Genomic DNA, 21,595 nt, shown 5'->3' with positions numbered 1-21,595 from the left:
GGCATGCCGCATGCACGCGCCGCGTGAGGCGCATACTATTCGCACATCTCGCTGGACGCCGCGGAAGGAGGCAGGTCATGCGGCTTACGTATACGATTGTATTTACGCTGATCGGGTTGGCGCTTTGTTTGTTCAACGCGACGGGTCACGACCCTCACAACGCTTTTTTGTTCATGTTCAGCGTGCCGATCTGGTTCGTGGAGCTGTTCGGCGACATTCACCGTGTCAGCGTCATGGCCATGTACGTACTCACCGTGCTGAGCTACGCCGTCATCGGCGCGATATGCGATTACCTGATCGTCAAGCTGTACAGGAAAAGGCAGGCCTGACATTCCCGTGCGCGCCCGCGCACGTCTTACGAAAAAAAGGAGCCGGCAACGGCTCCTTTCTCCTTTGCGCAAGGAAAGATTATTCGACGACGATCGTGGACTTCATCGTCGAGTGGCCTTGTCCGCACATGATCGAGCAGTGAATCTCGATCGTCTTGCCTTTGTCGCTCTCCGGGAACGTGTAATCCACTTCCGGATTGTCTTGGGTCAGGTCGAGGTTGGCGGCTTGGATCGCCGCGCCGTGCACGCCCAGCTTGTTAGAGAACTTGATCTTGTAGTTGGTTCCGGCCTTCACGTGATACTCCGCTTGGTCGAACTTGTATCCTGCCGATGTCGCGGTGATCTTGAGCAGTTCTTGGCCCTCGGCCAATCCTGCGTCCTCGCTCTCCGGTCTCTCCGGCAGATCGTTAGCCAAGAGGTACACGGCAAAAAGACAGGCCACAACAAGCAAGACCGGCATGATCCATTTAAACATCGTTGCTCCCCCTGCTTCCTCGAATTGTCTACCTCTTATATTACCTAAAAGGGGCGCTGCAACTCAACCATCGGCGGCGTGAAAGCGTCAACTTTTTTTCACTTTTGACAATTTGATGAACGCGACCGCATTATTTTTTTCCAATTTCTTTATTTTAAGTCGTCGCTCTTGCTTTTTCCCTTCAGAATCTCTACGACTTGCTTTAATCTGTCGGGCATCGGAATGCCGATGCGCCCGCAGTTTTCGATTACGGAGATTAATTCGTTCGCCAGATAAAAATAAGTCGCGCCGCCCAGGACGGCGTTCGTGCCCAGCAGCAGATCGATCCGGTGGCATATGAGCAGCACCAGCAGCATCAATCCTTTTTTGGCCAGCCCCTTGAAGCCCGTCCGACTGTTGAGTCCCGGTCCGTCCGTGATCGCCGCGTACACGCCCGTCACGTAGTCGACGCCCATCGCCACGACGAGCAGCGTCAGCGCCTCGTTCCACATGCCGAAGCTGAAGGTGATCGCGGAACCCAGCAAGGCGACCGCGCCGTTCCACGTCCATGTCATATGATTCTCCCCCTGTCCGAGCCGTTAGTCGCGCATGATGCGGCGGACTCACGATAACGTATGCGGTCCGGACAAGACCCGCTACGGCGCGAGCGGGCCGGGATTCAAGAAGCCGCGCCTTTCCCAGTCCCGCGCGTGAGAATAGCGGTCGTGGGGTAAGGAATGGCGACGGCATCGCCATGTTGAATGCCTTCCCTGCGGGAGCATTAATGGCGATGCGAATCAACCATACGATCGGGAGGGATTGCGATGTCGCATTACGTGGAAGTCGAAAAAGGCGTTCGTATCTATGTGGAGGATATCGGCCAAGGCAAACCGGTAATTTTCCTTCACGGTTGGCCGGTCAACCATAAAATGTTCGAATATCAATTTCTGGAGCTGCCGCGGCTCGGCTACAGATGCATCGGCATCGACCTCCGCGGCTTCGGCAAGTCGGACGCGACTTGGGACGGCTACAATTATTGCAGTCTGGCCGACGATGTCAAGGCAGTCGTCGACCATCTGGGCGTCACCGGCGCGACGCTGGTCGGATTCTCTCTGGGCGGCGCGGTGGCCGTGCGCTATATGGCCAGACACGCGGGCCACGGCATTTCAAATCTGCTGCTCATCGGCGCCGCGGCGCCTTCGTTCGTGCAGCGGGAGGACTTCCCGTACGGCACGCCGACGGACAAACTGGACGATATGATCCTGCAAGCTTATTCGGACCGGCCGGGGCTCATCGCGCATTTCGGCAAACAGCTGACCGCGAGCAAGCCTAGCGCCGGCATGGCGGCATGGCTCCTGTCGCTAGGGCTGGAAGCCTCCGCAGTCGCAGCCTACAAAGCGCTCGAGTCGCTCCGCACGGAAGACCTGCGCGAGGATCTGCCGCTGATCCGCGTGCCTACCGCGATCTTCCACGGCGTCCAGGACGAGATTTGCCCCTTCGAGCTGGCGGAGGAGATGCACCGGACCGTTGCGGGCTCGACGCTTCACCGGTTCGAGGAGAGCGGGCACGCGCTCCTGTTCGACGAACCTCAGCTGTTCAGCGAGCGCCTGACCGCCTTTCTCGCGGACACGCAGCTCATCCCCAAGCCGATCGTCGTCGAGCCCGAGCAGACGCCGATACTCTGATTCGAGCGCGCACATAAAAAGTCTCCGGACGGCCCAGGCCGCCCGGAGACTTTTTCAGTTTCAGCTCGCGTCTTGCCGCCCGAGCTCAAAAACCCTGCGCCTTCAGCCAGGCAGCGGCAGCCGACGTCCAACCCGACGCGAAGGGGTGATCCTCGGCCAAGCCGATGCCGTGCGCGCCGCTGCTGTATACGTGGAGGTCGAAAAGAACGCCGTTCTCCCGCAGCGCGGCGGCGAACAGCAGGCTGTTCTCGACGGGCACCGCGGCGTCGTCCGACGTATGCCACAGAAACGCGGGGGGCGTCTCGGCGGTTACCCGAAGCTCGGCGGACATGCGCTCGACCAGCTCGCGCGACGGAGACGCGCCCAGCAGGTTCTGCCGGCTGCCCGCATGCGTGTGCGGATCCCGGAACGTAATGACGGGGTAACAGAGGACGATCAGATCAGGCCTGTCCGAGAAGCGATCGATCGGGTCCTCGGCATCCGTCAGGGCGCCTTCCCACTGCGTGCCGGCCGACGCCGTCAGGTGGCCGCCCGCGGAAAAGCCCAGTAGGCCGACGCGTCCAGGGTCGACGCCGAACTCGGCGGCGCCGGCGCGCACGGTCCGGACCGCGCGCAGCGCGTCCGTCATCGGCGCCGGATGCTTGTATGGCGCCACCCGGTAGCGAAGCACGAACGCGGAGATGCCCAGGCCGTTCAGCCACAAGGCGACGGGCTCTCCTTCATGGTCGGCGCGCATGCCGTAGCCGCCGCCCGGCGCTACGATGACGACCGGCCGATCCGGTCCCTCCAGCAGATAAGGGATAATCGCGGGCTTGTCTTCCGGCGTTTCCCCGGCCGCGTAGGGAGCGCCTTCCGGCCATAACAGCCGTTCTTCTCGATTTCGCGCGGACATCGTTGCACCTCGATAGGTAGAATTAGGATTCCTTCCACCTCATCCTAGCACACCGGCCGGCTTTTGCCGATATAAATGCGCCTGATTCGCAATTGCTCGTTGCCAAGCCCTCCCGCTCATGCTACTATTGGTAAAATTTATTGAGCGAGAGCTATGGGAGGATGATGAGCATGGCCAAGTATTATACGGAACCTTCGCGCACCTTCAGCGAGTATCTGCTGATCCCGAACCTGACGCGGCGCGAATGCACGACCGAGCGCGTATCTCTGGCAACGCCGATCGTCAAGCACGCCCGGGGCGAGCAGTCGCGACTGACGCTCAACATCCCGTTCTCCTCCGCCGTCATGCAATCCGTCTCCGACGACGCGATGGCAGTCGCCCTGGCCCGCAGCGGCGGCATTTCCTTTATCTTCGGTTCCCAGCCCGCCGCCGAGCAAGCCCGCATGGTCGCGAAGGTCAAAGCGTTCAAGGCCGGCTTCGTCGCCAGCCGCTCCAACCTCACCCCGGACCATACGCTCGCCGACGTCAGGGCGCTCAAGGCATCGACGGGCCACTCCACCGTCGCCATCACCGACGACGGCTCTCCCCGCGGCAAGCTGCTCGGCATCGTCACGAGCCGCGACTACCGCGACAGCCGCGACCCGGCCGACAAACCGATCCGCGAATTCATGACGCCCTACGAATCGCTCGTCTGCGGGCGCTCCGGCATCTCTCTCCCCGAAGCCAACGACCTCATCTGGGAACACAAGCTCAACTGCCTGCCGATCGTGGACGAGACGCAGCATCTGGAGCATCTGGTCTTCCGCAAGGATTACGACGCCCACAAGGAATACCCGCTCCAGCTGCTGGACGCCAACAAAAGCTATGTCGTCGGCGCCGGCATCAATACCCGCGATTACGAGGAACGCGTGCCCGCGCTCGTGGCGGCGGGAGCCGACATCCTCGTCATCGACGCCTCGGACGGCTACAGCGAATGGCAGCGCGATACGATCGCCTATGTCAAGGCCAACTTCGACATCCCGATCGGCGCCGGCAACATCGTCGACCGCGAAGGCTTCAGGTATCTCGTCGAGGCCGGCGCGGACTTCGTCAAGGTCGGGATCGGCGGCGGCTCCATCTGCATCACGCGCGAGCAGAAGGGCATCGGACGCGGCCAGGCGTCCGCGCTCATCGAGGTCGCCGAGGAGCGGGACCGGTACTTCGAGGAGACAGGCATCTACGTGCCGCTATGTTCGGACGGCGGCATCGTGCACGACTATCACATTACGCTCGCCCTTGCGATGGGCGCGGATTTCGTCATGATGGGACGCTACTTCGCCAGGTTCGACGAGAGCCCGACGCGCAAGCTGAAGGTCGGCAACAACTTCGTCAAGGAGTTCTGGGGCGAAGGCTCGAACCGCGCGCGCAACTGGCAGCGTTACGACAGCGGCGGCAAAGAGAACCTGCTGTTCGAGGAAGGCGTCGACTCTTACGTCCCCTACGCGGGCGGCCTGCAGGAGAATCTGGACAAGACGCTGGGGAAAATCAAGTCGACCATGTGCAACTGCGGCGCGATCAGCATTCCCGAGCTGCAGCGCGAGGCGCGCATCACGCTCGTATCGGCGACCAGCCTCGTCGAAGGCGGCGCGCACGACGTCATGATCAAAGAAACCGGCTTGTCAGGCGACTGACCGAGCGGCGGCAAAAGCCCGCATCCCTTCTTCGCGGAAGGAGATGCGGGCTTTTTGCCGTGATTAATTTGCGGCGGGACTTCTTTATCGCTCCGGTGCATTTGACCGTAGCTCCGGATTTTATCGCATGCCATTATCCCTTCGGCTCAGGATCGCTCCACTAGGATGCATCCTGACGCAAGGGGATAATGGCACGGCGCGCGAGAACGTGATATCCATATCGCCTGAGCGAGCGGGATAATGGCATGCGGCGCGATATCGCCAATACCTCAGCCGAACCGCCCGCTGATGTAGTCTTCCGTCCGCTGGTCGGAAGGGTCGGAAAACAGCTTTTCCGTAGCGCTGTACTCGACGACTTCTCCATTCAGGAAGAAGACGGTCTGGTGCGATACGCGGGCCGCCTGGTGCATGTTGTGGGTGACCATGACGATCGTGTACCGGTCCTTCAGCTCCTGCGCCAGCTCCTCGATCTTGATCGTGGAGATCGGGTCCAGCGCGGATGTCGCTTCGTCCATGAGCAGCACGTCCGGACCGACCGCCAGCGCTCGGGCGATGCACAGACGCTGCTGCTGGCCGCCCGAGAGGCTGAGCGCCGAGCGCTTCAGGTGATCCTTGACCTCGTTCCACAGCGCCGCCGAGCGGAGACTATTCTCGACGATCTCGTCGAGCTCGCGCTTCTTGGTGATGCCGTGCAGGCGCGGGCCGTAAGCGACGTTGTCGTAGATCGACTTGGGGAATGGATTCGGCTGCTGGAATACCATGCCGACTTTTTTCCGGAGCGTCTCCACGTGCACGTCGCCGGCGTAAATATCCGTGCCGCCGATCTCGATGCTCCCCTCCACCCGCGCGCCGGGGATCATGTCGTTCATCCGGTTGAGCGTGCGCAGGAGCGTCGACTTGCCGCAGCCCGAGGGGCCGATAAAAGCGGTGATCGCCCGCTGTGGAATCTCGAGCGACACGTGCTTGAGCGCCTGAAATGCGCCGTAGAACAAATTCAGCTTGTTGATTTCGATGAGCGCCGTTGCTTGCATAGGACGTGCCTCCTGTTCGATGTCGACCGCTATCGTCCGCCGATACCGGTGCTAGCCTTTTAATTTCCGAGCCTTCATCCAGAGCGGCAGGCGGAATACGAGATTGATCGCGAGCACGATCATGATCAGCACCGCCGTCGCTTTCTGCGCGATATCGCCCGCGTCCGGCACGATGGCTTCGGACTGGACGTACCACAAATGCACGGCGAGCGTCTCGCCGGGCGACAGCAGGTTGAAGTCCCAGAGCTCGCCGGAGGTCGTGACCCCCGCGGTCAGGATGATGACGGCGCTCTCGCCGAATGCGCGTCCCGCGGTCAGGCAGATGCCCGTGACGATGCCGTTCATGGCGACCGGAATCAGAACGGTGCGGATCGTCTGCAGATGCGTCGAGCCGAGCGCGAACGAGGCGCTCTTGAGCTCCGTCGGCACCGACCGCAGCGACTCCTCGGTCACGCGCGTCAGCATCGGCAGGTTCAGGAAGGCCAGGCTGACCGCGCCGCCGAGTATCGTCAGGTCGAGATGGAAAATATCGACGAACAGCGAGATTCCGAACAGGCCGAAGATGATTGACGGAACCGACGACAGCCCTTCGACGCAGATGCGGATAAAGCCGATGAACCGATTGTCCGGCGCGAACTCCGCCAGATAGATGCCTGCGGCCATGCCGAGCGGGATCGAGATCGCGAGCGACAGGAACAGGATATAAAACGAGTTGAACAGCGCGGGCCCGATTCCCCCGCCTTCTTCTATCTCGCTGGGCAGTCCGACCAGGAAATCCCAGCTGAGCTGCGGCAGTCCCTTGCGCAGCAGCATGAACAGCAGCCCGAGTATAAACAGGATCACGATAATGCCGACGGCCCAGACGAAGACATTGAACAGCCGGTCGTTTCTCGCCGCGGCGCCGGTCGTTCTGGCGAACGCGTTGCGGCCGCGGGCGGTGACGGGCGATGAGCGGGCGCCTGACCCGGAGCCAGGCGCCGGCGTCAGAGGCGAGCCCTTGTCGGAAGAATCGCTCATGAGGCCTTCGCTCCCTTCTTCTGCAGCAGCCGGACCGCGACGATCAGGAGCAGCGAGATCGCGAGCAGCAGGAAGCCCATTAAGTACAGCGCGTAATTCCAGGTCGAATCGAACTCGACGCTCGTGATCTGCATGACGATGTTGCTCGTGAGCACCGCGGTCGGCGTGAACAGGCTGTCGGCGAGCTGCGGCGTGTTGCCGATGACCATGACGACGGCCATCGTCTCACCGATGGCGCGCGCCATGCCGAGGATGATGGCGTAGACGATGCCGCTGCGCGCCGCGGGCAGCACGACGCCGAAGATCGTCTGGAAGCGCGTCGAGCCAAGCGCGTACGAGGCGTCCCTGTATTTCTTCGGAACGGCCGAGATCGCGTCGTCGCTGATCCGCGCGATCGTCGGCAGAACCATGATCGCCAGCACGATCGCGGCGGCGAGCAGGCCGTCCGCCAGATCGCGCCCCGTCAGCTCGCGGAGCATCGGGATCAGAATCGTCAATCCCAGATAGCCGTAGACCACGGACGGGATGCCGACGAGCAGGTCCATGACGGGACGCAGCGCCCCGCGCAGCCAGACAGGGGTGATCTCCGCCAGGAATACGGCGATCAGTACGGCGATCGGGACGGCAAGAACAAGCGTAAGCCCGGTCAGGGCGAATGTGCCGAATATGAAGAGCAGCGCGCCGAAGTGCCCGTTCTCCGGGTCCCAGTTGGCGGAGAAGAAAAACTCTTTGAAAGAGACCGTTTCGAACGTCATGATACCCGTCCTGAACATCAGGAACAAAATGCCGAACAGAACCAGGCAAACGAAGACGGCCGCGGAAACGCAGATTACCTTAAACGTCGAGTTGAAAAATTTCAGCCGGGATCTGCGGTCAAGCCGATCGCCGCCGGCCTGGCGCAAGCTGTTGCCCAGCTCCGCCGGCGCGATGACGCGGCTCTGCGCGTTCATCTCAAGCATAGGACCAATCTCCTCTCCCAGGTGACAGCATAAAGAAAAAGCCGGCCTTAAGCGCTGTGACGCTGCAGCCGGCTTGATGGCGTACTACGATCGATGCCGCTTCGGATTACTTGACGGCGGACAGCGGGATGAACTTCAGCTTCTTCAGCGAGCCGTTCTGGAACTTGGCGCTCTGAATGTACTCGATGAAAGCTTTGGTCGCGCCCGTCGGCTTGCCCTTCGTCATGAAGTAGCCGATGCCCCATACTTTGTACGTTCCGTTCAGCACGTTTTTCTCCGTCGGCGCAGCGCCGTTGATCGACAGAGCCTTCATTTTGTCGGTGACGTACGGCAGGTCGATGTAGCCGATGGCGTTAGGCGTCGTCTCGATCGCGGTCTTCATGTCTCCGCTCGAGCCCGTTTCCTTGTAGTTGTCGCCCTTGGTCATGAAGTCTTTGCCTTCGAGCGCCTTCATCTGGAAGTTGACGCGCGTGCCGGAGCCGAACTTCCGGTTCACGACGACGATATTGGCGTCGGAACCGCCGACATCCTTCCAGTTGGTCACTTTACCGGAGAAAATGTCTTGCAGCTGCTTGGTCGTCAGATTGGTTACGCCGACGTTCTTGTTGACGACCGCCGTGAATACGGTGACGGCGACCGGGTTGGCGACTTGGCCGTCGAACTTCTTGAAGCCGGGCACGTCGACGGACGCGTCCCAGTCTACCGCGCCGATGTCGGCGATGCCTTTGCGGACCGATTGAGGACCCGCGATGGAGCTGACCGCCGAAGCCGAGATCTTGACCTTCGGGTTCAGCTTCTGGAATTCGCTCTTCGCTTGCAGCGTCAGCGGCAGCAGCGCCGAGGAGCCGTTGATGACGATCTTGCCTTTAAGCGAGCTGGCTGCGGAGGCCGCGGATGCGCCGCCGGCCGTCAGGGAGACCGCGAGCGCGATCAGCGCGGCGGGCTTGAACCATTTTTTCATAGGGATGAAGTGCTCCTCTCATTATGGGGAAATTAGCGGGTAACGGGCTTCCAGGCGCCGCTCGCGTTCACGTATAGGCCGTCTTCCAGGGCGATGACGATCTGCGATCCGTTCACGGCAAGGCCGGACGCGGACGCGGGCACGGTGTACAGCAGCTTCTTGGATGCCGTGGCAGGATCGACTTCATAGATCGCGGATGCGTCGTCGTTCACGGCAGTCAGGACGTACAGCTTGCCGCCGGACAGGACGAGCTCCTCCACGTCGCCTTCGGCGAACAGCGTAGCGGTCTTCTTGTCCTTGTCGACCGATACGACCGCGGCGCTCGCATTTTCGTCAGCCACGCTTACGTAGTAGACCGTCCCGCCGTCCGGGGACACCACGAACAGCTTGTCGTCCTTCGCCGAAGTCAGCGCGACCGCCGCCGGTTTTTCGGCCGATGCGTCGTACAGGTTCACTTGCACTTGTTCGCCGCTCGCGTCGATATCGACGGTATCCTTGTCCAGGTCCGCGGAATCGGCCGTCGCCTTCGGCGGCGTCGTGACCAGGTACGTGAACTTCTTGCCGTCCGGGGATACGGACAACGCGGATTTATAATCGACCTTATCCTCCGCGATCTTCGAGATCGTGCCCGCGGCGATGTCCAGCTTGGCGATCACGGAACCCTTGTCGCCTTGGAGGAAGTAGATCGCGCTGCCGTCCGCGGACCATACGAGCTCCGTCTTGATCGTCGTGTCGGCGCTCACCTGCTTCGTCTGCCTGCTCGCCAGGTCGATGACGTATACGGCGCCGTCCGCGTCCGTATAAGCAGCCTTGGCGCCGCCAGGCGCAACGATCAGGTCGGAGCTGCCTTCGCTGGCGAGCAGTTCGAGCGACCTGCCCGTCGCCACGTCGACGAGGTAGTCGGTCCGCTTGACGTCGCTCTCGACGGATACGACCGCTTGTCCGGCGTTCGCGAAGCGCGCGTACGCCGCGCCGGAGAGCAGCTTGATCGTGTTGACCGCGAGCTTGCCGTCCTTGAGCGCCATCGTGCCGCCGAGCGCTTGCACCAGAGGCTTGACCGCTACGTAAGCCGTGCCGTTGATGCTCTTGACGGCCTGATTCAAGCTGGCGACCGTTCCATCGACCGATACCTGCTTGGCCCCCGCCTTAAAAGCAAAAGAATGCGCGTCCAGCGTTACGGTCGTATAGCCGTTCAGCACCGACAGCTTGGCGCCCAGCGCCGCGCTCAAGTCGCGCACGGAGACCAGCGTCTCCCCATTCGACAGCACCGTGCGTACCGGCGCCTCCGCGTAGTTCACGACGAAGACGGATTGCTTAACCTGCAGCGCTTCGGCCTTTGCCGCTGCCGGCTTAACCGTCGGCTTGACTACAGCCGCGCCCGCTTGAGCTGCGCCTGCCGTTCCTGCCGCCGCCGTTCCCAGTGCCGCTGCCAGAATCGTTGCCGCGAATGCTTTCTTCATCACCATGTGCGCCCAGTCACCCTTCTTTTGATTGATCTGTTTTTCATTATAGGCAGGTATTGTAAACCGGGATGCGGGCCTATATTTTGGTATTGTAAATTTTTCCTTGCGTTGTTGTTTCGGGCGTTCGATCAGGACCGAGGTCATGAAAACATACAAAAAATCCCGGTTACGCCCCCCGCTAGAGGGCATAACCGGGATGGTCCCGGGGCTGTCCGGGTCTTGCGGACCCGGAACGGTTCCAATTATACGTAATCGAGCGTCCTCACTTGATTCAGGCAGATCGTACGCGGCACTAGTCCGTGCGGCACGCCGCCCTTCAGGATAATCTCTCTCGTCTCGCCCGCGCGCAGGTCGAAGTAGTTGTCCGAGAGCGTTCCCGGCAAGTCGGCGAGCCCCACGTCCTTGGCGAATACGTCTGCGGTCAAGGTAAACCGGGTATCTCCGCCGGGCAGCGACTCCTGGGTCAGCGCGATCTGCGCCGGCTTCAGCGCCAGCCGATACGGCTTGCCGAGCAAGTAGGTGCTCGCGGACAGCAGGGCTTCGCCTTGATACAGATTCACGCATACGATCGTCTGCGCGGGATCGAAGCCCGCGACGGAAAACGTGCCGATGCGCGTAGAGCGATGTCCTACGCCCCGCGCTTCTTGGACGACGGATTGCGCGACGGAGTCGGTGGCGAGATCATAGAACTCGACGACGATGCGCCCCTCGAAGCTGCCTTGATCGTGAATCAGGTACAGCTCGGCCTCGTCCACGCCCGGCGCGATCTTGGCATACGCGTTCGGCGACTGAAAGCTGCGTTTCATATAGAAATAAGAAGGCTTGTGCACCTTGGCATAGTCGACGAGCGCCCAGCTGATGGACGGCCACAGGTCGCTCCACTGCCAGATGAGCGCGCCGGACGTATCCGGCATCCGCGATACCCAGTGCTCGACGCCGAACCGGAGCGCGTTGGCCTGCAGGAGTTGGTTGGCGTAAACGAATTCGTCCTTCGACGCGGGCAGCCTGTAGTCTCCGACGGTGTAGTAGAACAGACGCTGGATGCCGTTCGGCGCCTTCTGCATCGCGTCCAGCTTCGGATCGCGCAGCGTGCAGCTCGGATCGACGAGATTCAGCAGATAGTTCGACGGATAGGACTGCATGCCGAACTCGGACAAGAAGCGGCCGTTCACCTCGCGGTATTCCTCGTACGGATGGGTCTGACCCCATACGTACCAGGAGTGCAGATCGCCGTAGTTGCCCTCGAGCTTGGTATGGTCGAAAGTAAGCGAGTACGGGCTCGACGGCCAGTATGGGCGCAGCGTATCGGATGCGCAGGCATCGTGCAGCACCTCGAAGTACAGCTTCTCGCCATAGCCGTGCAAGCGGCGGGCGCGGCTGCGCTCGACGAAGACTTGGTTCTCGTTATTGCCGCACCACAGCACGATGCTCGGATGGCTGCCGAACTCGGAGATGACGTAGTCCGCTTCCTTGCGCACGAGCGCGCTGAACGCGTCGTCGTCCGGATAATCGCCGCAGGCGAACATGAAGTCCTGCCAGACCATGACGCCCAGACGGTCGCAGGCATCGAAGAACTCGTGGTTCTCGTACGTCCCGCCGCCCCAGACGCGGATCATGTTCATGTTGGCGGCGGCGATGCGCTCGATCTCGACCTCGTACTCTTCCTTGGTATCGAGGTTCGGGAACAGCTTGAGCGGAATCCAGTTGATGCCCTTGCACAGCACGGGAATGCCGTTGACCTGGATGATGAACTTGCGCCCCTGTTGGTCGTATGGCATATCCAGGCGGATCTCGCGCAGGCCGACCGCGCGCGACATCGTCGCGACGGCTTCGCCGCCCTCGTCCATCACCGATGCCTCCAGCCTGTACAGCGCCTGCTCCCCGTGGCCGAGCGGGTACCATCGCTTCGGGCGCGCGATCTCGAGCGCCGCCTCGTACGTGCCGACGCCAGGCGCGAGTTCCACGCGCTCGGTGCGCTCCGCCACGACGGTATCGCCGTCGAACAGACGATATCGGAACGCGGCTTCTGCGGCCTCGCCGCCGGCCGAGGCGACCTTGAACGAGGCGTTCACGATCGCCTTCCGGTAGGACAGATGCGTGATCGCATAGCTCAGCGCGTCCGTCCGAACGACGTCGTACGCTTCGACCGATACCGGCTTGTGGATGCCGACCGTAACGACCTTGGCGCCCCAGTCCCAGCCATAGCCGTACTGCGCCTTGCGGCCGAAGAGCCGAGCCGGAATGCCGTTCCACAGGTTCAGCGGTTCGCCGAACGCCGCTTCCTTCTCCTTAAGCGTCTTCGTCGGCGAGGCGATGCGGACCGACAGCGTGTTGTCCGCCTTCGCGATGCCTTTGATATCGAAGCGGTAAGCGATAAACATATTTTCGGTCGAACCGAGCGGCTGTCCGTTCAGCGATATCTCCGCGTATGTATCGACGCCCTCCAACACCAGCTCCAGCGCGTCGCGGGACAGCTCGTCCTCGCCGAGGGCGAACGTTCGCTCATAGGTCCAATCGTCGTATTCCACCCACTCGATCTTCGGCTCGAGCAGCGTGTCGTATTCGTTGGGAATCACGCCTTGCTCCATCAGATCCTTCTGCACGAATCCGGGTACGTTCGCCGGATAGCGGACGCCGGTACGCTCGTTCGTGAGGTCCCAGCTTCCGTTCAACCACAACTTCGCCATGTCGTTAGCTCCTACTCCAATAGGTTCGGTATGTACAATCTTGCCCTATTGTACCGCATTCGACACCAAAAGTTTAGGCTAATTATTATTGTTATTTGACTATTATTATTCAATCGCTAGTTTACAAATAAGAGAAACGAAAAACGCCCCCGCTACGATGCAGCGCGAGGGCGTATCTTCTATTTTCTATTCGCCGGCCTTTCGATGCTTCGAGAGACGCGGCGGCAGCGGCATCCGCCTCACGATGCCGGACATGTGAACGCGTATCGGCCCGAGCCGACGCGCAGCTCTATGAATCCGCCGACAGCGCTAAGGACTTTCACGTCGCCGGACGAAGCCGCAGGTGCACCGTCCGTCATAATCTCTTCTACGCTCGACGCCGGCAGCCGGACCGTGGCGGTCGTACCCGCCGGCACCTCTACGTCCAACCGGATCGCGTCGGCTTCGCGGCGCCAACCCGCATGGATCCTGCCGTACGGCGAATCCAGCGAAGCCGACGCATGGCTCAGCTCCGACCCGCCGAACAGCGGCGCGATCCGAATGTCGCGGTAAGCCGTCTGCGCGTCGCCCATGTCGAGGCCGGCTACGCGGCGGTACAGCCAGTCGCCGATCGCGCCGTAGGCATAATGATTAAACGAGTTCATGTCGTCGCTCCAGAACGAGCCGTCCGGCTTCACGCCGTCCCAATGCTCCCAGATCGTCGTCGCGCCCTGCTTGACCGGATACAGCCAGGACGGGTAGCTCTCCTGCATGAGCAGCTTCAGCGCCGTCTCGTGATACCCGTTGTCCGACAACGCGAAGCACAGATACGGCGTGCCGACGAAGCCCGTCGTCAGGTGGTAATCGTTTTGCGCGACCAGCTCGTTCAGCTCCCGGGCGACTCGCGTCTTGACCTCGCCTTCGACCAGATCGAATACGAGCGCGAGCGCGTGCGCGGTCTGCGTCGGCGCAGCCAGTCGGCCGCCCGGCGTGACGAACTCGCGGCGGAATGCCGCTACGATGCGGTAGTGCAGCTCTCCGTAACGGCGAACCTCCTCCGCCTTGCCCAGCACGACGGCCGCGTCGCGGACCAGGCGCGCCGAATACGCGTAATACGCGGTCGCGACGAAGTCCTTCGGCGTGGCGCCGATATAGCTGTTCTCCTTGGCGTCCAGACCGAGCCAGTCGCCGAAGTGAAAGCCCGTGTTCCACAGGTACTCGTCGTCGCCCTGCGCGCGAATAAATTCGACCCAGGCCTTCATGCTGTCGAACTGCTCTTCGAGCAGGCGGACGTCCCCGTAGCATTGATAGATCGTCCAGGGACAGATGACCGCCGCGTCGCCCCACGCTGCCGAGGAGTGGCCTTGAAGCACGTTCGGGACGACGAACGGCACGCCCCCGTCGGGCAGCTGGTCGGCCGCCAGGTCATGCAGCCACTTGGCGAAAAAGGGACCTACTTGGTAATGGAACGCCGCCGTCCGCACGAACACCTGCGCGTCGCCCGTCCATCCGAGCCGCTCGTCCCGCTGCGGGCAATCGGTCGGGACGTCGAGAAAGTTGCCCCGTTGTCCCCAGCGGATGTTAAGATTCAGCTGGTTGATCAGCTCGCTCGAACATTCGAAGCTGCCGGTCTCGGGCATGTCGGTATGCACGACCTCGGCTTCGAACGCCTCCAGGGGGAGCCCGTCTTCCTCCTGACCGGGATAACCCTCCACCTGCACGTACCGGAAGCCGAAAAACGAAAACGCGGCGGCGTACGATTCGTCCGCTTCGCCCGATGCCGTATAGATCAGCTCCTGTCTGGCCCCCCGCAGGTTGCCGAAGTAGACGTTGCCGTCGCGGTCCAAAATCTCGGCATGCCGCAGCCTGAGCGTCGTCCCCGCCGGCACGTTCAACCGCAGCCGTACGCGGCCGACCAGATTCTGCCCGTAATCAAGCACCGCCGCTCCGGACGGCGTCCGCAGATGCGCGACGGGAAGCACCCGCTCCGTCACGCGGACGGGGCAGTTCTCCTGCGCGACGAGACGTCCCGTACCCGGATCGGCCGCAGTCGCGTCATGCCACTTGGAATCGTCGAATTCCGCGGTATGCCATCCTGCGGGTTCCAGCCGCGCATCGAAGGTTTCTCCATGATAAATCTCCGAAAAGCGGACGCCGCCCGTCGACGCTCTCCAGGACGGATCGGTGGCGACGACTCGCTCGCTGCCGTCGGCCAGAACGACGTGCAGTTGCATCAGCGCGGCCCGCCGGTTGCCGTACCGGTTGTTTTTCTTCACGAGCAATCCTTTGTACCAGCCGTTGCCCAGCGCGATCCCGATCGCGTTGGTCCCTTGAACGAGCGCGTCCGTCACGTCGTAGGTCTGGTACTGCAGCCGCTTGTCGTAACTCGTCCAGCCGGGCGTCATGAGATCCTCGCCTACGCGCTCGCCGTTCAGGTACAGCTCGTACAAGCCTGCAGCCGTCGCGTACAGCCGCGCCGACACGATCCCGCCGGTCAGCTCGAACGTCTTGCGAAGCAGCGGCGACGGCGCATCGTCCGGATCGCACGCCGCAGGGTCCGCCCCGATCCACGACGCGATCCATTCGTCAGGCGACAGCACCGCCGTCTCCCACCATGCGGTCTCGCTCCAATCCGATTCGGCCCCTTCGCGGTCCCACACTTTGATCCGGTAATGATACCGCGTACGCGAACGCAGCGACGGCCCGTCATACGGGATCAAAAGGGACGCGTCGCTCTCCACCCGGCCGGTATCCCATAACGGGTCGGAGAAATCGGCTTCCCCTGCCGCCACTTGAATCCGGTATCCCGTCTGCGCGGCCCCGCGCCTCTCGCTGCCCAGCTTCCAGGACAGCCGCGGGCGCTGCGCATCGATGCCAAGCGGACGGCTTCGATATTCGCAGGTCAATTCTTTAATCGTCAGCGTCATTGTCGGACTCCTCTCGCTTTTCTTGCAACCGCCTCCATCTTATAATGAAAAGCAGGTACTGCATCGCGGGGATTCCGACATTTAATCGGGGGATTTCCGACATCCGTTTGCAGGGAGGCGGGCATGCATGGCAAGACGCGACATACGCTTTTTGTACGGGGAACATTTCTTCGAGGAAGATCTTCCGCTGTATATCAACCGAGCCGTGGAAAATTACGATCTGCACGAGCATCGGCACGACTTTCTGGAGATCAGTTACGTATCCGAAGGCAGCGGCGTCCATCATACGGACCAGCCCCCGGTATCCGTATCCCAAGGGGATCTGGTCGTCATTCCCTTAGGCGTCTCCCACGTCTTCAGGCCCGTCTCGCCGTCCAGGTCCCGTCCGTTGATCGTCCGCAATTGCCTGATCCGGACCGAACGGTTCGGCGAGCTGTTGGCGGGCATCCCGGGCTGCGGCGAGCTGACTTCGCTGCTCGAACAACCGGAAATCCGCTATTATCGCGACGCGGACGGGGACTGCGGGCGGCTGTTCGAGCGCCTCCATCATGAATACAGCGGGAGGCGGCCGGCCCGCGAGGCCGCCCTGTACGTCCTGCTGCTGGAGCTGCTGATCCGGCTTCATCGCTTCGCCGCCGAGAAGCGCGAACCGGCCTCAGCCAAACTACCTTCCGGCATGGACGAGGCGCTCCGCCTGATCCATGCCGGCTATGCTTCGCCGATCTCCACGGCGGCGCTGGCCGCGAGCGCGGGGGTCGGCGAACGGCAATTCCAGCGTCTGTTCGCCCGTTACACCGGCATGACGCCGCTTAACTACCTGCAGGCGGTGCGAATCAACGAAGCCTGCCGCCTGCTGCGGGACACGGACATGAAGGTCGCGGCCGTGGCGGCTGCGGTCGGCTACCAGGACCTCGCGCATTTTACCGCGCTGTTTAAGCGCGTGGCCGGCCTCGCGCCAGGCGGCTACAGGAGGCGCCGGTCTACGGGTGCCGAGTAATCCGCCTGACCGCCGCCCGTCGTTTTTACGATACGGCCCATTCCAACGCCGGCTCCTCCGTCTCGACCCTACTGCCGAGCCGCCCGCGCTCGAGCAGCGGATAATCGAATAATAGTCCTTCGTACACCGTCTCCAAGGCCTCGTGCTTCCTGAAGTGTTCCGGCGTCACGAGCGATGACGGCCGATCCCACAGCCGCAGCCCCGCTTCGCTCAGCGCCTCCGCCACGAACTGCGAGCAGAAGTATGCCTTGTCCGAACCCATATCGCGGTTCAGCAGCACGCCGAGCAATCCGACGAGGTTGTAACGATACTGATCCCGCTCCCTTTTAAAGGACTCTACGACAAGCCGCGCCTCCTCGAGCTGACGTTCCGTGACGCGCAGGCGGAGCACCGCGCAGCGCGTATTGGGGAAGTGGCTGTAGGTGCCCGCGTACACGTCCTCCTCGACGAATCCGCCCGCGAAGGGATTGGTCGGTTTCTTCCGTCCGAAGCTGTATAATTCGCTTAAGTCAGCGCCGAATGCGAGCGAAGCATGATTGTAGGGCGCAGCCGTGAACCGTTTGATCATCGTGGTGAACAACGTCCCCGTATCGGTCAGTAAGATGTAGATGCTTTTTTCCCGATCGTTAGTGCGCTTCCCGTGTTCCATGCCGCCCGCTCCCCGCCGTTGAATCTCTATGACGTTAGCTTAACAAAACACGGATGCGCAGGAATCTGGCGGAGGTGCGGTTCGCGGGATGGACTTTGGTCTTGGTACCGACTGGACTCGGCCGGATAAGACACCGATTTCGTTCAAATTCCAACGAAGCGTCGACTCTCGCAGCTAACGGTCATCCGGTTCGTTATTTCCGAGGAAATCGGGGCGCGACTAAAATAAAAGACCCCGCGTCCGGTTAACCGGCTGCGGGGCATAATCTATATTTATATAATGGCTGTCTCCAAACGAAACGATCAAACGATTAGAATACGAAATCCTCGTCGCGCAGCTGCTGCACGTTGGTCGTACGCACGTAGCCGTTGCCCTTCTTCGAGAAGAAGTCGTGCTGCTTGGTGCGCGTGCTGAGGCCGTTCTGGACGATCGGGTTGATCTCCTCGTCCTCGAACAGCGGCTCTAGACCCAGGTTCATCATGGCCTTGTTGGCATTGTATCGCAGGAAAGCCTTGACTTCGCTCGTCAGCCCGAGCGTCCCGTACAGGCTCTCGGTATAGCCTTCTTCATTGTCGTGCAGGTAGCGAAGCAGTCCCTTGAGCGTCTCGTAAGCGGCCGTCTGCTCATCCTCGTCCAGCTTTGCGTAGATCTCCTGCGCCAGCAGACCGACGTATACGCCGTGGATGCTCTCGTCGCGCAGGATGAGGTCGATGATCTCGCCGCTGCTCGTCATCTTGCCTTGGCCGGCAAGATAGAGCGGGTAGAAGAATCCGCTGTAGAACAGGTAGCTCTCCAGCAGCACCGAAGCGCCCATCGCCAGGTACAGGTCCTTTGGCGTGTTGATGTTGTTGTAGTACTGGGCGATCGTCTCCGCCTTCGTCTGCAGGAATCGATTCTGCTCGACCCAAGCGAACACCTGGTCGATCTCTTCGGTCGTCGCCAGCGTCGTGAAGATGCTGGAGTACGATTTGGCGTGGATCTGCTCCATCATCGCCATGAAGCCGAGTACGGCCTTGCGCTGCAGGCCATCGACATGCTCCAGAATCTTGGGCATGCCGACGCCGCCCTGCACGGTATCGAGCAGCGTGAGGCCGCCCAGCACCTTCATGTACAAGTCGCGCTCGTCGTCGTTCAGCTCCATCCACGACATCTTGTCGTCGGACAGCGGGATCTCCTCGTCCGTCCAGAACTGCATGATGTTCTGGTTCCAGAACATCGCGGAGAAGTCGTCGTCGGGCCGGTTCCAGTTGACCGCCTTGTGCGTAGCCATTAATGTAATCTCCTTCGGTTCGACCGCGCCGTCGTTAGACGGCGCAGGCGATGCATTCTTCTACGGTCAGACGGTTAGTCCTCGTATAGTAGAGGGACTTCAATCCCAGCTTGTCGGCGTAAATGTAGTAGCGCGCCAGCTCGCGCGTCGTCACGTTGCTGTTGACGTGCAGCACGGTGGAGATGCCTTGGTCCACGTGCGCCTGGATCTCGGCGATCAGATCCAGCACCTTGAACTGGTCCATCTGGTAGGCCGATTTGTAGTAGAAGAAGTTGTCCTGCCGCATGAACGGCATCGGATAATAGGTCGTCGAGTTCGCGTACGTGCGGGTCTCGATCTGCTCGACGATCGGCATGACGCTCGACGTCGCGTTCTGCACGTACGAGATGCTCTGCGTCGGCGCGATGGCCAGGCGGTACGCATGGTACAGGCCGTACTTCATGACGTCGGCCTTCAGCTGCGCCCAGTCCTGCTGCGTCGGGATCGCGATGCCCTCGAACAGCGCCTTGATCTTGTCCGAGCGCGGCGCATAGTCGGTCTCGGTATAGCGGTCGAAGTACGCGCCCTTCGCATATTCGGACTTCTCGAAGCCGTCGAACGTGATGCCCGTCTTCTTCGCGATTTCCATGCTTTTCTCGATCGAGTGGAAGTTGATGCTCATGAAGAACGTGCGGGCGAAATCCTTGGCCTCGTCGCTCTCGTACGCGATCTTGTTCTTGGCAAGATAGCCGTGCAGGTTCATCGCGCCGAGGCCGATGGAATGCAGCTCGCGGTTCGCCTTGGCGACGCCCGGCGCATTGGCGACCGTGGTCATGTCGCTGACTGCCGTCAGGGCCATGACGCCTTCGTGCACCGATTCCTTGATTTTCTTGTGCTCCATGACGTTCGCGATGTTCAGCGAAGCCAAGTTGCAGCTGATGTCGCGGCGGATGACGTCGGGCTGGCCGTAGTCTCCGATCTCGCTCGTCTCCTGCAGCTGGAAGATCTCCGTGCAGAGGTTCGACATCTTGATGCTGCCGATATCCTTCAGCGCGTGGTTCTTGTTCGCGTTGGAGCGGTTCATGATGTAAGGGTATCCGGATTCGAGCTGTATCGTCGCGATCTTGACGAGCATGTCGCGCGCGGTCATGATGACCTTTTTCTTCACCCGGTCGTCCGCCAGCAGCGTGTCGTACATCTCGTCGAGATCCATGTCGTCGAGGTGCGTGCCGTAGGCCTTGAACACCGTGTACGGCGCGAATACGTGCAGCGGCTTGTTCTCCTCGGCAAGCTTGTAGAACTTCGACGGCACGATCAGCCCGATCGACAGCGTCTTGAGGCGCGTCTTCTCGTCGGCGTTGATCTTCTTGCTGTCGAGGAATTCCATGACGTCCCAGCCGAAAATGTTGTAGTAGCCTGCGCCCGAACCCTTGCGTTGGCCCATCTGGTCGGCGTAGGAGAACGCGTCCTCCATCAGCTTAAGCACGGGCATGATGCCCTTCGCCGCGCCTTCGACGCCCTTGATGCTCTCGCCGCGTCCGCGCAGCTTGGACAGATTGACGGCGACGCCGCCGCCGATCTTGGACAGCTGCATGCATGTGCCCAGCACGTGGTTGATCGAGTTGAGCGCGTCGTCCATCTCGAGCAGGAAGCAGGACACCATCTCGCCGCGGCGGCTCTTGCCCGCGTTGAGGAAGGTCGGCGTAGCCGGCTGCACCCGCTGCTCCATCATCGCCTGCGCCAGCAGGTGGGCGGCGTTGACGTCGCCGCGTCCCAGATGCAGGGCGACGATCGCGACGCGGTCCGGATAATGCTCCAGGTAGATGCTGCGGTCGTTGCTCTTCACCGCATAGTCGGTATAGAACTTGGAGGCCGCCATATAGGAAGGAAATTTAAAATCGTACCCGTGAGCAATCCGGTATACTTCTTCGACCTCGTGCTCCTTGTACTTCGCGAACACGTCCTCGTAGTAGTCGTTCTCGATCATATATTGAACCTTGGACAGATGCCCCGTGAACGACAGGCTGCGCTGCCTCACTTCTTCCATAAACGCGTCGACGGCCTCAAGATCCTTGTCCAATTGAAAAAATCCGTCAGCATCGCGCTGCATCAGCAGGTTGTTCAATTCAATATGCCGCAACTGCGCTCACCTCCCGCTTGAAATTGTCGACGTCGCGCTGCGTTCCCGACAGCTCGAACTTGTAAAGCACCGGCACGCCGTACCGCTCGGAGATCGTGTCCGCGCTTCTCGCGAAGCTGCCGCCCCAGTTGCGGTTGCCGCTGGCCGATACGCCGATCATCTTATCCGCATTGCGTTCCAGAAAGGAGACCACGTTGTCCGGCACCTGGCCGAAGCCGGTCGTATAGGTAACGAGCACGAAAGGCTCGTCCAGCGTGACCGCCTCGTCGATCGATACCGCGGGCAGTTCCAGCTTGTTAATGAACCTCCGTACGTTCCCCGTCTTCGATGCGTATGCGATCAGCATGCCCGCAGCCTCCTCCTGATAACTTGAAAATATGTAACAAATTAGAAGAAAAAACACATAGAAATCCGCTATCCGGGCATCACGAAAAAGCTTTCGCTTTCGCTGCATTGCAGCCTTCGAAAACATCGGCGTGTATCCTGTTGTTTGCTCCGCCGGCGCT

At 61.1% G+C, this 21,595-nt stretch carries 18 protein-coding genes; 4 read left to right on the top strand and 14 right to left on the bottom strand.

Translation table 11 applies throughout. The features are described from left to right. Nucleotides 1–77: 77 nt before the first annotated feature. Nucleotides 78–329: a hypothetical protein gene (locus PQG80_RS00175; protein WP_271749091.1), complete on the top strand. Its 252-nt coding sequence runs from the start codon at nucleotides 78–80 to the stop codon at nucleotides 327–329. Nucleotides 330–408: 79 nt separating this feature from the next. Here PQG80_RS00175 and PQG80_RS00170 read toward each other — a convergent pair whose 3' ends face one another. Continuing rightward, the gene (locus PQG80_RS00170) at nucleotides 409–804 is read right to left on the bottom strand and encodes a cupredoxin domain-containing protein (RefSeq protein ID WP_271749090.1); all 396 of its coding nucleotides are present in this window, start codon (nucleotides 802–804) and stop codon (nucleotides 409–411) included. A 149-nt stretch (nucleotides 805–953) separates the two neighbouring features. Next, nucleotides 954–1,358: a phage holin family protein gene (locus PQG80_RS00165; RefSeq protein ID WP_271749089.1), complete on the bottom strand. Its 405-nt coding sequence runs from the start codon at nucleotides 1,356–1,358 to the stop codon at nucleotides 954–956. A 249-nt stretch (nucleotides 1,359–1,607) separates the two neighbouring features. Between PQG80_RS00165 and PQG80_RS00160 the strand changes: the two genes are divergently transcribed. After that, on the top strand, nucleotides 1,608–2,468 hold the full coding sequence (locus PQG80_RS00160; RefSeq protein WP_271749088.1) for an alpha/beta fold hydrolase: 861 nt from the start codon (nucleotides 1,608–1,610) through the stop codon (nucleotides 2,466–2,468). A gap of 85 nt (nucleotides 2,469–2,553) precedes the next feature. Here the strand turns inward: PQG80_RS00160 and PQG80_RS00155 are convergent, their stop codons facing one another. Further along, nucleotides 2,554–3,360 carry an alpha/beta hydrolase gene (locus tag PQG80_RS00155; protein ID WP_271749087.1) on the bottom strand — a complete coding sequence of 269 codons (807 nt, stop codon included), beginning with the start codon at nucleotides 3,358–3,360 and terminating at the stop codon, nucleotides 2,554–2,556. A gap of 170 nt (nucleotides 3,361–3,530) precedes the next feature. On the opposite strand from PQG80_RS00155, the gene PQG80_RS00150 reads away from it, so the two are divergent. Then, on the top strand, nucleotides 3,531–5,030 hold the full coding sequence (locus PQG80_RS00150) for an IMP dehydrogenase (RefSeq protein ID WP_271749086.1): 1,500 nt from the start codon (nucleotides 3,531–3,533) through the stop codon (nucleotides 5,028–5,030). Nucleotides 5,031–5,299: 269 nt separating this feature from the next. Here PQG80_RS00150 and pstB read toward each other — a convergent pair whose 3' ends face one another. From pstB to PQG80_RS00115, 7 genes are all read right to left on the bottom strand, one after another. Next, nucleotides 5,300–6,061: a phosphate ABC transporter ATP-binding protein PstB gene (gene pstB, locus PQG80_RS00145; RefSeq protein ID WP_271749085.1), complete on the bottom strand. Its 762-nt coding sequence runs from the start codon at nucleotides 6,059–6,061 to the stop codon at nucleotides 5,300–5,302. A 51-nt stretch (nucleotides 6,062–6,112) separates the two neighbouring features. After that, the gene (gene pstA, locus PQG80_RS00140) at nucleotides 6,113–7,078 is read right to left on the bottom strand and encodes a phosphate ABC transporter permease PstA (RefSeq protein WP_271749084.1); all 966 of its coding nucleotides are present in this window, start codon (nucleotides 7,076–7,078) and stop codon (nucleotides 6,113–6,115) included. Next, nucleotides 7,075–8,037, bottom strand: a complete 963-nt coding sequence (gene pstC / locus PQG80_RS00135; RefSeq protein ID WP_271749083.1) for a phosphate ABC transporter permease subunit PstC — start codon at nucleotides 8,035–8,037, stop codon at nucleotides 7,075–7,077. The genes pstA and pstC overlap by 4 nt, the downstream gene beginning before the upstream one ends. Nucleotides 8,038–8,143: 106 nt before the next feature. Then, complete coding sequence (locus PQG80_RS00130) at nucleotides 8,144–8,998, bottom strand: phosphate ABC transporter substrate-binding protein (protein WP_271749082.1); 855 nt, start codon at nucleotides 8,996–8,998, stop codon at nucleotides 8,144–8,146. Nucleotides 8,999–9,030: 32 nt separating this feature from the next. Further along, nucleotides 9,031–10,458 (bottom strand): stalk domain-containing protein, encoded by a 1,428-nt coding sequence (locus PQG80_RS00125; RefSeq protein WP_271749081.1) that lies wholly within the window; start codon nucleotides 10,456–10,458, stop codon nucleotides 9,031–9,033. 245 nt (nucleotides 10,459–10,703) lie between these two features. Beyond that, complete coding sequence (locus PQG80_RS00120) at nucleotides 10,704–13,148, bottom strand: beta-mannosidase (protein WP_271749080.1); 2,445 nt, start codon at nucleotides 13,146–13,148, stop codon at nucleotides 10,704–10,706. A 239-nt stretch (nucleotides 13,149–13,387) separates the two neighbouring features. Next, complete coding sequence (locus tag PQG80_RS00115; RefSeq protein WP_271749079.1) at nucleotides 13,388–16,054, bottom strand: alpha-L-rhamnosidase; 2,667 nt, start codon at nucleotides 16,052–16,054, stop codon at nucleotides 13,388–13,390. 127 nt (nucleotides 16,055–16,181) lie between these two features. On the opposite strand from PQG80_RS00115, the gene PQG80_RS00110 reads away from it, so the two are divergent. Then, the gene (locus PQG80_RS00110; protein ID WP_271749078.1) at nucleotides 16,182–17,051 is read left to right on the top strand and encodes an AraC family transcriptional regulator; all 870 of its coding nucleotides are present in this window, start codon (nucleotides 16,182–16,184) and stop codon (nucleotides 17,049–17,051) included. Nucleotides 17,052–17,076: 25 nt separating this feature from the next. Here the strand turns inward: PQG80_RS00110 and PQG80_RS00105 are convergent, their stop codons facing one another. The 4 genes from PQG80_RS00105 to nrdI all read right to left on the bottom strand — a co-directional run bounded on the left by PQG80_RS00105 (nucleotide 17,077) and on the right by nrdI (nucleotide 21,435). Next, the gene (locus PQG80_RS00105; protein WP_271749077.1) at nucleotides 17,077–17,700 is read right to left on the bottom strand and encodes a hypothetical protein; all 624 of its coding nucleotides are present in this window, start codon (nucleotides 17,698–17,700) and stop codon (nucleotides 17,077–17,079) included. 310 nt (nucleotides 17,701–18,010) lie between these two features. Continuing rightward, complete coding sequence (gene nrdF / locus PQG80_RS00100) at nucleotides 18,011–18,970, bottom strand: class 1b ribonucleoside-diphosphate reductase subunit beta (RefSeq protein WP_271749076.1); 960 nt, start codon at nucleotides 18,968–18,970, stop codon at nucleotides 18,011–18,013. Between the two features lie 34 nt (nucleotides 18,971–19,004). Continuing rightward, nucleotides 19,005–21,089, bottom strand: a complete 2,085-nt coding sequence (nrdE, locus tag PQG80_RS00095; protein WP_271749075.1) for a class 1b ribonucleoside-diphosphate reductase subunit alpha — start codon at nucleotides 21,087–21,089, stop codon at nucleotides 19,005–19,007. Then, nucleotides 21,076–21,435, bottom strand: coding sequence for a class Ib ribonucleoside-diphosphate reductase assembly flavoprotein NrdI (gene nrdI, locus PQG80_RS00090; protein WP_271749074.1), 360 nt, complete (start codon nucleotides 21,433–21,435; stop codon nucleotides 21,076–21,078). Before nrdI ends, nrdE begins: the two co-directional genes overlap by 14 nt. Nucleotides 21,436–21,595: the final 160 nt, after the last annotated feature.

It is taken from the genome of Cohnella rhizoplanae (assembly GCF_948329515.1).
Classification (GTDB): domain Bacteria; phylum Bacillota; class Bacilli; order Paenibacillales; family Paenibacillaceae; genus Cohnella; species Cohnella rhizoplanae.
Note: the sequence above shows the minus strand (reverse complement) of the source record. Positions and strands in the feature narration are given on the sequence as shown.